The 14,391-nt window shown below is 57.8% G+C and carries 13 protein-coding genes and 1 tRNA gene; 1 reads left to right on the top strand and 13 read right to left on the bottom strand.

What is annotated here, in order from left to right; all coding sequences use genetic code 11:
• Window positions 1-80: 80 nt before the first annotated feature.
• The 13 genes from PT279_RS01390 to PT279_RS01330 all read right to left on the bottom strand — a co-directional run bounded on the left by PT279_RS01390 (window position 81) and on the right by PT279_RS01330 (window position 13,525).
• Window positions 81-896, bottom strand: a complete 816-nt coding sequence (locus PT279_RS01390; RefSeq protein WP_277164733.1) for a fumarylacetoacetate hydrolase family protein — start codon at window positions 894-896, stop codon at window positions 81-83.
• Window positions 897-952: 56 nt separating this feature from the next.
• A complete protein-coding gene (locus tag PT279_RS01385; protein ID WP_277164730.1) occupies window positions 953-1,267 on the bottom strand; it encodes an acylphosphatase in 315 nt (104 codons plus the stop codon).
• 150 nt (window positions 1,268-1,417) lie between these two features.
• Entirely contained in the window at window positions 1,418-2,254 is an 837-nt protein-coding gene (locus PT279_RS01380) for a YggS family pyridoxal phosphate-dependent enzyme (RefSeq protein ID WP_277165204.1), read from the bottom strand.
• Window positions 2,255-2,493: 239 nt separating this feature from the next.
• Window positions 2,494-3,333: a tryptophan synthase subunit alpha gene (gene trpA, locus PT279_RS01375; protein WP_277164727.1), complete on the bottom strand. Its 840-nt coding sequence runs from the start codon at window positions 3,331-3,333 to the stop codon at window positions 2,494-2,496.
• Window positions 3,326-4,525, bottom strand: a complete 1,200-nt coding sequence (gene trpB, locus PT279_RS01370; RefSeq protein ID WP_277164725.1) for a tryptophan synthase subunit beta — start codon at window positions 4,523-4,525, stop codon at window positions 3,326-3,328. The genes trpA and trpB overlap by 8 nt, the downstream gene beginning before the upstream one ends.
• Window positions 4,526-4,646: 121 nt before the next feature.
• Window positions 4,647-5,453, bottom strand: a complete 807-nt coding sequence (locus PT279_RS01365) for a phosphoribosylanthranilate isomerase (protein WP_277164723.1) — start codon at window positions 5,451-5,453, stop codon at window positions 4,647-4,649.
• Window positions 5,454-5,465: 12 nt separating this feature from the next.
• Window positions 5,466-6,317 carry an indole-3-glycerol phosphate synthase TrpC gene (gene trpC / locus PT279_RS01360; protein WP_277164721.1) on the bottom strand — a complete coding sequence of 284 codons (852 nt, stop codon included), beginning with the start codon at window positions 6,315-6,317 and terminating at the stop codon, window positions 5,466-5,468.
• A 13-nt stretch (window positions 6,318-6,330) separates the two neighbouring features.
• Window positions 6,331-7,377, bottom strand: coding sequence for an anthranilate phosphoribosyltransferase (gene trpD / locus PT279_RS01355; RefSeq protein WP_277164719.1), 1,047 nt, complete (start codon window positions 7,375-7,377; stop codon window positions 6,331-6,333).
• An 87-nt stretch (window positions 7,378-7,464) separates the two neighbouring features.
• On the bottom strand, window positions 7,465-8,052 hold the full coding sequence (locus PT279_RS01350; protein ID WP_277164717.1) for an aminodeoxychorismate/anthranilate synthase component II: 588 nt from the start codon (window positions 8,050-8,052) through the stop codon (window positions 7,465-7,467).
• Window positions 8,049-9,635 carry an anthranilate synthase component I family protein gene (locus tag PT279_RS01345; protein WP_277164715.1) on the bottom strand — a complete coding sequence of 529 codons (1,587 nt, stop codon included), beginning with the start codon at window positions 9,633-9,635 and terminating at the stop codon, window positions 8,049-8,051. The genes PT279_RS01350 and PT279_RS01345 overlap by 4 nt, the downstream gene beginning before the upstream one ends.
• Before the next feature lie 334 nt (window positions 9,636-9,969).
• The gene (locus PT279_RS01340; RefSeq protein ID WP_277164713.1) at window positions 9,970-11,256 is read right to left on the bottom strand and encodes a glutamyl-Q tRNA(Asp) synthetase; all 1,287 of its coding nucleotides are present in this window, start codon (window positions 11,254-11,256) and stop codon (window positions 9,970-9,972) included.
• Window positions 11,253-12,488: a DUF3152 domain-containing protein gene (locus PT279_RS01335; protein WP_277164711.1), complete on the bottom strand. Its 1,236-nt coding sequence runs from the start codon at window positions 12,486-12,488 to the stop codon at window positions 11,253-11,255. The genes PT279_RS01340 and PT279_RS01335 overlap by 4 nt, the downstream gene beginning before the upstream one ends.
• A gap of 305 nt (window positions 12,489-12,793) precedes the next feature.
• Entirely contained in the window at window positions 12,794-13,525 is a 732-nt protein-coding gene (locus PT279_RS01330; protein ID WP_277164709.1) for an MIP/aquaporin family protein, read from the bottom strand.
• 632 nt (window positions 13,526-14,157) lie between these two features.
• Between PT279_RS01330 and PT279_RS01325 the strand changes: the two genes are divergently transcribed.
• A tRNA-Lys gene (locus tag PT279_RS01325) sits at window positions 14,158-14,231 on the top strand.
• The last annotated feature ends 160 nt before the right edge of the window (window positions 14,232-14,391 follow it).

Below are 14,391 nucleotides of genomic sequence, written 5' to 3'. Positions count from 1 at the left end.
TGGTAACCATGGGTTACTGTGAGCCAAGACGATTGATAGAGTTTTGAACTCTCGGCCACCGCCTGATCGACCGTTAAAAATCAGCCTTTGACCACGACGTTGCGCAGTGAGCCGATACCCTCGATGTTGACGATGGCTTCGTCGCGCGGCTTCAGGGTGCCAGAGGCGTTGGGAGTGCCGGTCATGATGACGTCGCCGGGCAAAAGTGTCGCAAAGCTGGAAATCTCGGCAATCTGCTCGGGAATCGAATGAATCAAATCGGCGGTGGTGCCGGAGGCGGCGGGCACGTTCTCGCCGTTCAGAGTGAAGGAGATCTTCGCATCTTTCCAGTCAAGGTCGGTCTCAATCCACGGGCCGAGCGGGCAGGAGGTGTCGAAGCCCTTGGCGCGCGTCCACATCGGATCGTCGCCCTGCAAATCGCGCAGCGTCACGTCGTTGACACAAGTGAAGCCGAGCACGTAATCCATGGCCTTCTCGACGGAAACGTTCTTGGCGATGCGACCCATGACCACGGCCACTTCCGGTTCGAAGTTCATATCGTTCGAGAAATCGGGAATGACAATCGGGTCGTCGGGGCCGATGACGGAGGTGGACGGCTTCATGAAAATGACCATCTCGCTGGGCGCATGCTCGGCGGCGGACTGACCCTTGGAATGCATATATTCGGCGTGGGCCTCGTAGTTTTTGGCCAGGCCGTAGACCTTGGAGGGAATGACCGGAGCGAGCAGGCGGATACCCTCTTCATCGATCAGATGGCGCTCGCCGGTGGGCTCAACCGGCTGAGAGCCAAAGGGATAGCCATCGAGCTCGACGAGGTAATCCTTCTTGTCATTGCTGTCGGTCTGCACGAATGCATAGTGCGGAACATCGTTATAGGAATAGCGTGCGATTCTCATGTCTTCAGCCTACGCCACTTCCCCGTCTTTGCTCGTTGAGAAGCCGAAATTATTCATCAGGCATCGCGACGGACACGGAATTCCAAACTTTCATGGTCATGAAGCGGGATTTCCGCAGTTTTCACGTTGTCGACGTGACCCCATTGCGGGCCGTGGCCAAGCCGCTCCACGAAAGCGGCGACTATGCTCCGCTCCCCTTGCGCTTCGACCTCGACCGTTCCATCGAGCCGGTTGCGCACCCAACCGGCGATGCCGCAGCGCCGTGCCTCGTTGACCGCGAAATAGCGGTAGCCAACGCCTTGCACCATGCCGGTGACCACCGCGCGAACGCGAATCATACGGTCACCGCCAACGACATCATCCATCTTCATTCACCAACCCTTCAAACAGGATTTCATCATAAACAAGCCACTGAGCAAGGCTAAACGATCTAAAAATGGCGGGAACAACAATAAGCGCCATAAACAAGCCGATAAACCTTGCCCAACGGCTTGTTTATGGCGCAAACACATTCCCCTGTATTAGATGAACGCGCGCTCGCCGAAAATCGCGGTGCCGACGCGCACAATGGTCGAGCCTTCGGCCACGGCGTAGTCCATATCGTGGGTCATGCCCATCGAAAGTTCGCGGCATTGCGCAGTTCCGGGCTCGCCGGACTTGAGAATCGTGTCACGCGTGCCGCGCAGGTGAGCGAAGCCGGCGCGTATCGTCTTTTCGTCGTCGACATGGGCACCGATGGTCATCAAACCTTGCAGCTGCAAGCCTTCCAGCGCGGCAATCTGGTAGGCGAGATCCACGGCCTCGTCAGGCTCGCACCCGGACTTCGAAGCCTCGCCGGACTCGTTGACCTCCATCAGCACGCCGACGACGATGTGGCGGGCGACGGCACGACGCGCGATTTTCTGCGCTTCTTCAAGTGAACCGACGGATTCGATGATGTCGACGTAAGGCAGCACCTTACCGATTTTGTTAGATTGCAGCTGGCCGATGAGATGGAAGGGGATGTGGCCGTTGGACGCAGTTTGGGAAGCGGCGGAATTCTGCGCGTTTGCTGCCGCCCCAAGTGAGAATCCTCGTTGTGCACACTGGCGAATCAAACCCTCGGCCTTGGCGGAGATTTCCTGCGGACGGTTTTCGCCGATCATGCGCACGCCGGCGTCGATGGCAGCCATAATCTCGCCGACATCGCGGGTCTTTGTTGCTGCAAGCAGTTTGACCGACCCAGATTCACGCCCAGACGCAGCCTCAGCTTTTGCGATGTCGTCAAGCACGCGATGCACGCCGTCAGTGATTTCCTTTGTTCGCGCCTCGTCGATGACCTCGTTGGCGAGATCCTTGTGATCCATATAAGCAGTCATCATTCCCCGCTTCCCACTTCGATTGTCTGCCTCCATATTATGCGCGCCCATGTCATCGTGCAGAAATTATTTGAAAATCAAATCACGATTCCACTGATGATTCATGCTCGATTCATCTGATGCTATAAAACGGACTCTTAGCAACCGTCAGGAGCAGCCTCCCAGCAGCAAAATGCGGGCACACCGTCTGACGACGAATGTGCCCGCGTTTTTGCTGCCACACTTTACTTACGAAGCCCTCAGTTCAGCCCGTGAACCGCTTTGGCCAACGAGCGGACGTAATCGGTGACGTACGGCACCGCGTCCTCTCCGTATTTGCCGACGAGACGGACGATGGCCGAGCCGACGATGGCGCCGTCCGAATCGGCGGCCATGGTTGCGGCCTGCTCAGGGGTGGAAATGCCGAATCCAATAGCAGCCGGCACATCGGTGACGGAACGCACTTCGCGCACCATGCCCTTCACATCGCTGGTGATTTCCTTGCGAACGCCGGTGACGCCGAGCGAGCTCACGCAATAGATGAAGCCCTTGGCATCCGAGGCGATGCTGTGGATGCGCTCATGTGAGGTCGGGGCGATGAGGCTGACCAAGTCAAGCCCCTCGGCGGCCAACGGCTCGTCGAACTCCGGCTTTTCCTCGTGCGGCACGTCCGGCAGGATCACGCCGTCGAGCCCGACTTCCGCGGCACGGTGCGCGAAACGCTCGAGGCCGTAGGAATACAGGACGTTGGCATAGGTCATGAAGACCATCGGCGTCTCGATCTTGTGGTCGTTGCGCAAACGCTCGACCAACGCGAAGGCATCATCGGTGGTGGTGCCGGCGGCAAGTGCGCGGTTGCTGGCTTCCTGGATGACCGGGCCTTCGGCGGTCGGGTCGGAGAAGGGAACGCCCAGCTCGATGAGGTCGGCACCGGCGTCAATCATGGCCGGCACGAGCTTTTCGGTCAAGGCAATCGAAGGATCGCCGACCGTGACGAACGGGATAAAAGCCTTGCGGCGGCTGCCGTCGGGGGCCGTGAACGCTTCCAAAATGCGGGAACGGCGAGCGCCCTGCTGGGCCTGTGTTGTTGTCTCAGTCATGAAGATCCTCCCCACGGTAGCGGGCGATGGCCGCCACATCCTTGTCGCCACGCCCGGAAAGGGTGACGATGATACTTTGGTCGCGCGAAAGCGTCGGCGCGAGTTTCATGGCGTAGGCCACGGCGTGCGCGCTTTCGATGGCCGGGATGATGCCCTCGGTACGGCTCAGGTATTCGAAGGCATCGACGGCCTCGTCGTCGGTGATGGCGACGTATTGGGCGCGTCCGGAATCCTTCAGCGCCGCGTGCTCCGGGCCGACGCCCGGGTAGTCAAGGCCGGCGGAAATCGTGTAGACCGGCGCGATCTGACCGTATTCGTTCTGGCAGAAGTAGCTCTTCATGCCATGGAAGATGCCCAGCGAGCCGGTGTTCATGGTCGCTGCGGTTTCCTTGGTGTCGATGCCGCGTCCGGCCGCCTCGCAGCCAATGAGCTTCACATCCTTGTCGTTGATGAAGTTGTAGAAGCTGCCGATGGCATTCGAGCCGCCGCCGACACACGCCAGCACCGCGGCAGGGAGCTTGCCCTCGTCCTCAAGAATCTGCTCGCGAGCCTCCTTGGAGATGACGGACTGGAAGTCGCGCACCATTGTCGGGAAGGGGTGTGGGCCCATGCACGAGCCGAGGCAGTAATGGGTGTCGGAGATGCGACGCGTCCATTCGCGGAAGGTTTCGGAAACTGCGTCTTTCAGCGTGCCGGTGCCGCTGGTGACGCCGCGCACTTCCGCGCCGAGCAAGCGCATGCGGTAGACGTTCAGCGCCTGGCGTTCCATATCCACCTGGCCCATGTAGACCACGCACTCCATGCCGAAAAGCGCCGCAACGGTGGCCGTGGCCACGCCATGCTGCCCTGCTCCGGTTTCGGCGATCAAGCGGGTCTTGCCCATACGCTTGGCGAGCAGCGCCTGGCCGAGCACGTTGTTGATCTTGTGTGCGCCGGTATGGTTGAGGTCCTCGCGCTTGAGATACACTTTCGCGCCGCCGAGATCCTTGGTCATGTTCTCTGCGTAATACAGCAACGACGGACGACCGGCGTACTTCTTCTCAAGATCGTCGAGCTCGGCGAGGAAGTCGGGATCATTTTTGTAATGATTGTAGGCCTCCTCCAGCTCGTTGACGGCGCCCATCAGCGTCTCCGGGATGTACTGTCCCCCGTGGATGCCGAAGCGCCCCTTTGAATTGGGCGAATTGGTCATGAGATTGCTCCTTAATATATACAGTTTTTTGATTATTGATTACGTCGTTGATGCCATTGATATTAGCCGGATTCGAGGGCTAACGTATCGAAGCGGCTATCCTGTAAACCTTGTTATTGCATTACATATCGTTGGTACCACCGGCTTCCGCATTATTCGAAACGTCCCGCACCGCCTTGACCGCAGCGAACATCTTGCCAGGGTCCTTGAGGTGGTCGGTTTCGACGCCAGAACTCATATCGACACCGAAGGGGTGCGTCGCGCGGATGGCTTCGGCCACATTGCCCGGATTGAGTCCACCGGCCAACATGAACGGACGATTCACATCACGAACGAGTGACCAGTCAAAGGTCTTGCCATCGCCTGCGCCTGCGTCAAGCAGCACCATGTCAGCCGACGATTCGAGAGCCTCGGCCACATCCAACGCCTCGCGCACCTTGAACGCCTGCATGATTGGAAGAGTTACCTGTTCGCGTAATTCGGAGAGATAATCCTCGTTTTCATGGCCGTGAAGCTGAATCACATCGAGGTCGGCGTCGCGTGCAATCACGGCCACGCGCTGCGCAGGTTGGTCAACAAACACCCCTACCGCAGCCGGCGGATTCGCACCGGTTTCACGGGCTTGGGCCTTCATATATTTGACCAGTTCGGCCACGCGTTCGGGAGAAATCGAACGGTGCGATTTGGGGAAGTCGATAATGAATCCGACGGCATCGCTACCGGCCGCCAAGGCGGCGTCCATATCCTGCTCGCGTTTCAGCCCGCAAAGCTTGACTTTGTAGGCGTTTGACGATTGCGCACTTGTGTCGCCGTTTAATGATTCACATTCTTCAATTGCATTGCAAATACTTGCGTTGTCTTCAAACGGCACGTGGATATCGGACGGTTCCTCAGACGTAGCCCGAGCCGATGCAGTTGGATTGTTCATTATTCCTGCTTCTTACTTCTCAACCGCAACGGGATTATTCGCAGGACCGCCGCGAAGCTCGGCGAGCGCCGCGGTCTTGTCGGGAGAACGCATCAGCGTCTCACCAATCAGCACCGCGTCAACGCCGGCGGCCTCGAGTTCCTCGACATCGGCACGAGTACGCACACCCGATTCCGAAACGAAGACGCGGTCGAGGCCGACAGTCGGGCGCAGCTTGATGCTGTGGTCGAAGTCGACGTCGAAGGTGCGCAGGTCGCGGTTGTTGACGCCGACGACGCGGGCACCGGCGGCGATGGCACGTGGCACCTCGTCAGGCTGATAAGCCTCCACCAGCGCACTCATACCAAGTTCATGCGCGAGCGCGGTGTAATCGGCAAGCTGCAAGTCGCTCAGAATCGAGCAAATCAACAGCACCGCCGAAGCGCCACAGGCACGGGCCTGATAGATCATGTATTCGTCGACGATGAAATCCTTGCGCAGCACCGGAATGTCAACCGCCGCCGCGACCTGGCGCAGGTGCTCGTCGGAGCCCTTGAACCACGTCGGCTCGGTCAGGCAGCTGATGGCCGCCGCTCCGGCCTTTTCATAGTCGCGGGCGATGTCGAGGTAGGGATAGTCCTGCGCGATGATGCCCTTGCTCGGCGAGGCCTGCTTAAGCTCGCAGATGAAACTCATGCCCGGAGCCTTCAGCGCACGCTCGAACGGAAACGCCGCGTCTCCAGTCTCCCCCGCCGCAACCTTCCGCGAGTTGACCTCACGAGCTTGCGCCTCCACCACGCTCTGCGGAGTCTGTGCCTTTTCCTCGGCCACGCGCTCGCGGGTCTTGGCGGCGATGCGCTGCAGAATATTTTCGGATTCAGCCATTTTTCTTTGGTCCTTACTTATCAGCATCAGCCTTGGCGAACGCCTGCGAACCGGCGACGAACGCATCGAGCGTCTTCGTTGCGGCACCGGAGTCGATCTGCTGGCGGGCGATTTCCACGCCTTGCCCGATGGACGAGGCAACGCCGCAAACATATAGCGCACAAGCGGCGTTGAACAGCGCAGCTTCCAGCTTCAGGCCGGTCTCCTTGCCGCCCAAAATAGCGCGGGTGATGGCGGCGTTCTCTGTAGGAGTGCCGCCGAGCAGGTCGCTCTTCTGGCAACGGGTCAGGCCGAACTCCTCAGGAGTCAGCGTCATCGGATGGTATTCGCCGTCGCGCAGCTCGCAGGCCGCGGTTTCGGCGGAAAGCGAGACCTCGTCCATCTTGTCACGACCGTAGACGACCAGTGCGCGTTTGACACCAAGGCTTTCGAGCACATGGGCAATGGGCTCAACCAGATACTCGTCGTAAACGCCGAGCAGGAAGTATTCGGGACGGGCTGGATTGGTCAGAGGCCCGAGGATGTTGAAGACGGTACGGAAGCCGAGTTCCTTGCGGATCGGGCCGACGTAGCGCATTGCGGTGTGGTAGCGCTGAGCGAAGAGGAAGGTGAAATTGTCCTTCTTGAGCAGGTCAACGGCTTCTTCAGGCGAAAGCGAGATGTTCGCGCCAAGGGCTTCGAGACAGTCGGCGGTGCCGCACTGCGAGCTGGCCGCGCGGTTGCCGTGCTTGGTCACCTTGGCTCCTGCGGCGGCGGAAATCAGGGCCGCGGTGGTGGAGATGTTGAAGGTGTTGGCGCCGTCGCCACCGGTGCCGACAATGTCGATCGTCTCGATGCCGGGGTGCGGAACGGGGGTGGCCAGTTCGCGCATGGCGGCCGCGCAGCCCGCAATCTCGTCGATGGTCTCGGCCTCGGCCGACTTGGTGGAGAGCGCTGCGAGGAAGGCCGCGTTCTGGGTCGGTGTCGATTTGCCACCCATGATCTCCTTCATGGCCTGGTAGGCCTCGTCATAGGTGAGGTCGTGCTTGTTGACGATTTTGACGATTGCTTCACTGATCATTGTTATTACTTCCTTGTGATTGATTGGTGGATAATTTTGTATTACTAATTGAATAATTACTAAATATTGAAAACCAAAGATTTATGCTCAATTGCCGAACCTTTCGACAACATCGATGAAATTCCTGAGAATATCCTTGCCGAGCGGCGTCAGAATGCTTTCGGGGTGGAATTGAACGCCGAACATCGGATCGGTGACGTGCTGGACGGCCATGATTTCGTCCGAATCGGCGGTGCGTGCAACGACACGCAACGTATCCGGCAACGTGGCTTTGTCGGCTTCCAGCGAGTGGTAGCGCGCGGCTTGGATCCGAGCAGGCATCCCGGCGAAGAGCGGACAATCATTGTCGAGTTCGACCGGCGAGGCCTTGCCATGCATGAGTTCCGCGGCGGGAACGACCTTGCCGCCCAGCGCCTCGCAGATGGCCTGATGACCGAGGCAAACGCCCAGAATCGGCACCGTTCCGGAAAGCTCGCGTACCACGTCCTCGCAAATTCCGGCGTCCGCAGGCTTGCCCGGCCCGGGCGAAAGGACGATGCCGTCCGAGCCCAGCGCGGCGAGGCCGGTGACATCGAGGTCGTCGTTGCGCACCACTTTGACATCCGGCTCGATGGAGCCGATGAGCTGATAGAGGTTGTAGGAAAAGCTGTCGTAGTTGTCGACGATGGTGATCATGCGATGCCTCCGTTCGCTTGATTGATGGCGTCCACGACGGCGAGCGCCTTGTTGCGGCATTCCTCGAATTCCTTGTCGGGATTGGAATCAGCGACGATGCCCGCGCCGGACTGCACGCAGACCTTGCCGTCGTGCTTGAAGGCCAAGCGGATGCCGATGCAGGTGTCGAGGTTGCCTGAGAAGTCGAGGTAGCCGATGGCCCCGCCGTAAATGTCACGCGGGGAATCCTCGAGTTCCGAGATAATCTGGCAGGCGCGGATTTTCGGAGCCCCGGAAAGCGTTCCAGCCGGCAGTACCGCGTCAATGACATCCAGCGCATCCTTGCCGTCGGCGAGCTGCCCGGCGACAGTGGAACCGATATGCATGACATGCGAGAACCGCAGGATATCGTGCAGCCGTTCGACTTCGACACTGCCGAGTTTGGAGACGCGGCCGATGTCGTTGCGCCCGAGGTCGACCAACATGTTGTGCTCGGCCAGTTCCTTTTCGTCGCTCAGCAAGTCCTGCTCAATGAGCTTGTCCTCTTCCGGCGTCGCGCCGCGCGGGCGGGTTCCGGCGAGTGGGTAGGTCAGCAGCTTGCCGTCTTCGAGGCGTACCAGCGTTTCGGGCGAGGCGGCGGCGATTTCGATGTCGTCGCTGGACATGAAGACCATGTACGGGCTTGGGTTTTCGGCGCGCATGAGTCGGTAGGCATCGAAAAGACTGCCGGAAGCCTGTGCCACGCTGGGGTTGGAGAGCACGACCTGGAAGATATCGCCGGCATAGATGTGTTCCTTGGCCTTATGAATCATCGAACCGTACTGTTCGCGGTTAAGCGTCAGTTGCAGCGGTCCCTCAAGTTCCAGCGGCTTGAAGTCGTAGCGCTTGCCATTATCCAGAATCTGCTGCATTTGCTCGATCTGGTCGATCGCGCGCTCGTAGGAGGCGTCCACATCATTGGTGTCGACGCCGGCGATGAGTTGCAGGCGCTGCCTGTAGGAATCGAAGGAGATGAGCTGGTCGAAGAGCATCAAATCAACATCGGGCAAGGCCTTCGGGTCGCGGGTTTCCTGCCGCAATGTCGGTTCGGCGTAAGCAAAGTAGCCAAAGGAGAAATAACCCACCAGGCCGCCGGCGAATGGCGGGAACCCTTCGAGACGAGGGCTGGAATATTGGGCGAGCACCTTGCGGATCGCATCACTCGGGTGATCGACGTGCTTGTGTTCAACGACCACATCTTCAGCGTTTGACCCTGCGGGAGCGACCCGCTTGACGGTCAAATCCCCGGCCTTGCAGGTCAGCTCCAGCGTCGGCGCGAATCCCAAGAAGCTGTAGCGTCCCATACGTTGGTCGGCCTCGGCGCTTTCCAGCAGGAAGCAATGGTTGGAAGCCGCACGCACCCTGCGCATAGCCTCGATGGTGGTCAAACGGTCGGCGAGCAGTTCGCGCATCACCGGAATGCGGCGGTATTTGCCGGTTTTCGCAAGTTCTCGCACTTCATCAAGTGTCGGCGTGATACCCGCGTATCTACTTTCGCTCGCAGCGCCGCGCACGGCCGCACCGCCGTTCGAACCTGCCGTAGCATCCGCACTTATGGTCACCATGGGCACCTCCCAGAGGCCTTCGCCTCATTTTGGGACTAAAAAAGCCCGTCCCAGCTGTCAATTACAGCCAAGGACGAGCGAATATATGCCCGCGGTGCCACCTTGGTTCACGGTCTCCCGTGCCCTTATCAGACGCCAACACGTCTTTGGCAACTGACGTATGCCTTACGTCGCAGCCTCATGGTCGAAATCCATCCGGCCAATCGGTGCGCCCTCAGCGGCCCACTCAACGGTTCGCATCTCGTCCCGGCTCTCACCATCCCAGGCTCGCTCATCGCGCGTTTCCGCCTACTTCCCCGCTTCATCGGTTTGCAGTGTTTTTAATTATTGATGTTTAGCCTACACTTTCGTTTTTGCCGCTGTCAAATTCCTCTGCCCAATTCGGGCTTAAAATGCGATCGGATTTGTCCGCACGGACGCTACTCCAGGTGAAGCATTCCAAGGCTTCACGCGCACTCATGGCAACCGGACCGGAAGCGTCCGGCATGTGGACATTTTCAGGATTGCGGACACCGAGCAGCCACGCACAATAGCCGATAACCTGTTCGGGTTTAACGCCTTCCGCTCGCAACGTGCCGATATCCAGCGAATGTTTGCGTTTGGCCAGACGGACACCAGCCGGGTCGTCGATCAAAGGCAAGTGCGCATAGTTCGAATTATTAACCTGCTCGCTTCCGTATTTTGAAGCAAAACCGGACGCAACCAACGCCCGTTGAATCCAGATCTGCAACGCCGTGGAGCGCAACAAATCACGGCCACGCACGATATCGTTGATACCCATCAGAAGATCATCGACCACTACTGCCAGCTGGTAGGAGAAGATGCCGTCGGAACGGCGAATAACCGTGTCGCCGGCCTGGAGCGGCAAATCGAAACGCTGGTGGCCGAATACTCGATCATCAAACTCGACAACGCTTCCTCGCGCGCTTTCTTCCGGCACCGCTATACGCCACGAATGACGCTGGCCCGCCTCAAGTTGTAAACGCACTTCGTTGGGGTGCTCGGCCAAAAGTTTCCGGCACGTTCCGGGATAGATCAGAAACCGGTCGCCCTCTTGCGGGGCCGACGCCGCACGCAAATCCGCCCGTGAGCAGAAACAAGGATAAACCAGCGGAAATCCGTTTGCCGTCGCAGAATCAGTCAGCCAGGAATCTTTTATACACGATTGCTCGCTAGCGTCTTGAATAACTTTGCCTTCAAGATTATCGCAAGAGTTTATGAAATCATTCGAACCATCAAAAACAACGTTCTCGCAATGAGGGAAATCATAGTCAGCGACATCCCTCAGACTCACTGATTCCAGCGAACGCAACGCTTCCTCATAGATTTCGGTGCGCTGCGACTGATAGACCGGCTCGCCATCCCAGTCCAACCCGAGCCAATGTAAATCGTCCATAATCCATTTGTCGGCGTCTTCACGAGCACGCGGTCCATCCACATCCTCGATGCGCAACAAGACCTTGCCGCGTTGCCCATCGCCGTCATCGCCCCGGCCCGAACCGATGAACCCATTCCCTTCGCCGGCATGCGCCGAAAGCCAAGCGGCAAGCATCGCGTAGACGTTGCCGATATGCATCCGCCCGGAAGGGGTGGGCGCAAACCGGCCCGTGCGCCCGCTCATTTCACCCACAGTTCGGAAGCCAGCGGCCATTCGTTGGGCGTGCAGCCGCGCAGGCTCATGGATTGCTCCTGCATCAACGGCGCAGTGGCACCAGCAGCCGGGCAGGAAGGCTGGTTGTCCAGGTGGCCGAGCCAGTGTCCGGTCTCATGGTTGACTATCATTTCGCGATAGCGGTCGAGGCTCATCCCGGCGGACAGCATCTGCGGCGTGGCACCGTTGAAGCGGTCCTGGTTGATAATGACGTTGTTGCCCACGCAGCAACTGTAGTCGTTGGAGCAGCTGGTCGAGAACGTCCTCATCTGCGAAGCCTGGGAGAAGTAAATGACAAAATCGCAATGGCTGGAATTGGCATTGTAGGCAAAGGTGGCGCCGGCACGCGGCCACCCGCGCGGGTCGTTCAATGTACGGAAAACGACATTTTCAAACTTCTGCAGCACACTGGAATCGCCCACATCGCCTTTGCTGCCCACGCAATATGAGTATTGATGGACCGGTTTGCCGCTGGCTGCCGCGGTCTTCTGCGCCGTCGCGGCGATCACCGCGCGGCTGTGATCGGTCAGGGCCTCCTGCCCGTTCGCCTTGCCGGTATCCGGTTTCGGCGGTTTCCTTTTACCGGTGTCTTTTGATGGATTCGTTCGCTTCGATTTATTGGCAACCTGGGAGGAATTTTGCCCGCTTGCCAAATCATGGTGATGGCCGACGGCCGATATCGCAGCCCTGCAGCCCAGGACGATGGCAATGACCACTACCAAAGCCACTATTGCCACGACGACGCGGCGGATAAGGTAAACGGATTTGGTCACCGACCGCGTTGCGCTGCCAGACCTTCGTCTCGCCCCGCTCCTCCTGGTAGAATTTCGGCCGCTTTCGTTTCCGAGAACGGAGCCGATGAAGCCTTGCGATATCGCAGAATCCTGACGCGGCATTCTTACGCGGGAACTCTGGACGCCGTGGGCCGCAGCACGACGGGACGTCGAATCCGTATCGGTTTTGTCGTGTAATTTATGCGAGGCTTTTACAGGATTCAGTCCCAAAAAATTACGAAGCGAGCGAAACCCGCGCCGTACGGCATGGTTGAACTCACGGATGCCGGCAAGCAGGACGCTTGCAAACCCATGCAAAAAAGCCCTGACGACCTTGCCAGCCTCGCCTGGCACAGTACTCGATGGCGATTCCCCCACCGGTTTTTTGCCGCGCGGAGACCTCGAGTCTGGCCGCCCCCCACGTTTCACACTGTCTCCTGCCTAAGGCTTCAATGGTTACGGGGTCAATAATAGAGATTCTTTGTGACGAGGAAAATCTGCGTGCCGCCAATTTTCATAATCATCGCAAACGAAAATAACCGAGGAATAACCGAAATGTGAGATCTTCTTGTAGCCGAACTTTCGATAAACCGTTTCCATTACTTCCCGGCCTGAACGCAAACCACAAAAGCCTAAAGCCAGGCGTCAGAGCCAATAAAACGGCGCAATCTGCGAATACAGACCGCGCCGCCATAGTCAGCTATAAAAATAAAGCCTTTGGGACCTTGGGTGAATCAGCCGAAGCAGACCTTGAAGATCCATGCGCCGATGATGGCGCCGACAATCGGGGCCACGACCGGAATCCAGGCCTCGCCCCAGCGGGAGCTACCCTTGTGGGGAATCGGGAGGATCCAGTGCAGGAAGCGGGGCACAAGGTCGCGGGCCGGGTTGAGGCCGGGGCCGGTGGAGCCGCCCATGGAGGTCACCAGACCCCAGACGATGAGGCCGACGACGATGGCCGCAGCAGCCGGGTCGTTCTTGCCCCAAGGCAGGGAGAGCATGCACAGTGCGCCGAGCACGAGGACGAGGGTGCCTAAGAGCTCGTTGAGGAAGTAGACGACTTTGTTGTTGGAAGCCTCGGTGGTGCTGAACGTCGCGAAAATGGCGTCAGGATTGGTTTCCATATTGTAATACGGTAGGTAGGTGATGTAGACAATCAGCTGACCCAGAGCTGCGCCCAGAAGCTGCGCGATGATATAGGGCAGGACTTCGGACCACGGGAAGAGGCCGTTGACCGCCTGGCCGATGGTCATGGCCGGGTTGATGTGCGCGCCGGAAACGGAACCAATCATCATAACCGGGAACATCACGCCGAAACCGTAGCCCATTGCTATGTTGAGCCAGCCGGTGCCGTGACCCTTCGTCCCCTTGAGTTCGGTGTTGGCCACGGCTCCGTTTCCGAATATCATCAGGAAAGCTGTGCCGATGAATTCGGCCGCGAGTTTTGCGGTAAGAGAGAATTTCATTATTCTTCCTTCTCGAGTGCGACGAACGGCGCCCTCACACAACCGCGTAGCTTGGGCACAGAACATCTATCGTTCTTAGTCATGTCTCGAAAATGGTATGTTCGGAACGTTGAACTTATCCATGTTCGATAATAAGAAGTGTAACTCGCCATGAAGCTGAAATATTCCGATTTTGGTTATTTCTTATTCTTTTTCATATTTTTGTTATATAAATCACTTTTTAATTCAACGATTTATTGAAATTTAGCCTAAAAATCACCTATGCGTTGCCTATAAAACCCGTCGGCACCATTCCGAATTCCACTGACGCTTTTATAGAATCAAGAAGACGGTTACCGTTCAATCAAGGAAGACGCTCCATTCAAACCACATTAAATTATCAGATAATGATAAACCGTATAAAAAGCCGGCAAACGTTCTTACCAATAATCAGGAAAATACGATTCCACATACAGCAATCCATCATCCGTCGACCAACGATGGCCAAACCGCCATTGCTTTCCCGTATGAAAGAGAACACACGAACGATTTTTCCAAGGCTAGGAAGACAAGACCCAGGGCGACACACCGCCTTGCACAATATCGGAAGCGTCTGTATACTGTTCTCTTGGCTCTTGTAGTTTTAGACCAGCGCCCCTATAGCTCAGCTGGTTAGAGCAGCTGACTCTTAATCAGCGTGTCCGGGGTTCGAATCCCCGTGGGGGCACAGATGAAATCCGCAGAATCGTAAGGTTCCGCGGATTTTTGATTTTCCGAGGCAATTTCCGCGATAGTGCGAAGTATCCCAAATGTATCCACATCCATAGCAAACCGCGCGGCACATACCGGATCTGACTGATCTAAATAACCCGTAAGAATTAATGAAG

The sequence above is a fragment of the Bifidobacterium sp. ESL0784 genome (assembly GCF_029433295.1).
In the GTDB taxonomy this organism is placed as follows: domain Bacteria; phylum Actinomycetota; class Actinomycetes; order Actinomycetales; family Bifidobacteriaceae; genus Bifidobacterium.
This window is presented reverse-complemented; position numbering and strand designations above follow the sequence as displayed.

Excerpts from the sequence above, each read along its gene's own strand:
- PT279_RS01390 (WP_277164733.1), bottom strand. The coding sequence starts at position 896 with ATGAGAATCGCACGCTATTCCTATAACGATGTTCCGCACTATGCATTC.
- PT279_RS01385 (WP_277164730.1), bottom strand. The coding sequence starts at position 1,267 with ATGAAGATGGATGATGTCGTTGGCGGTGACCGTATGATTCGCGTTCGC.
- PT279_RS01380 (WP_277165204.1), bottom strand. The coding sequence starts at position 2,254 with ATGACTGCTTATATGGATCACAAGGATCTCGCCAACGAGGTCATCGAC.
- trpA (WP_277164727.1), bottom strand. The coding sequence starts at position 3,333 with ATGACTGAGACAACAACACAGGCCCAGCAGGGCGCTCGCCGTTCCCGC.
- trpB (WP_277164725.1), bottom strand. The coding sequence starts at position 4,525 with ATGACCAATTCGCCCAATTCAAAGGGGCGCTTCGGCATCCACGGGGGA.
- PT279_RS01365 (WP_277164723.1), bottom strand. The coding sequence starts at position 5,453 with ATGAACAATCCAACTGCATCGGCTCGGGCTACGTCTGAGGAACCGTCC.
- trpC (WP_277164721.1), bottom strand. The coding sequence starts at position 6,317 with ATGGCTGAATCCGAAAATATTCTGCAGCGCATCGCCGCCAAGACCCGC.
- trpD (WP_277164719.1), bottom strand. The coding sequence starts at position 7,377 with ATGATCAGTGAAGCAATCGTCAAAATCGTCAACAAGCACGACCTCACC.
- PT279_RS01350 (WP_277164717.1), bottom strand. The coding sequence starts at position 8,052 with ATGATCACCATCGTCGACAACTACGACAGCTTTTCCTACAACCTCTAT.
- PT279_RS01345 (WP_277164715.1), bottom strand. The coding sequence starts at position 9,635 with ATGGTGACCATAAGTGCGGATGCTACGGCAGGTTCGAACGGCGGTGCG.
- PT279_RS01340 (WP_277164713.1), bottom strand. The coding sequence starts at position 11,256 with ATGAGCGGGCGCACGGGCCGGTTTGCGCCCACCCCTTCCGGGCGGATG.
- PT279_RS01330 (WP_277164709.1), bottom strand. The coding sequence starts at position 13,525 with ATGAAATTCTCTCTTACCGCAAAACTCGCGGCCGAATTCATCGGCACA.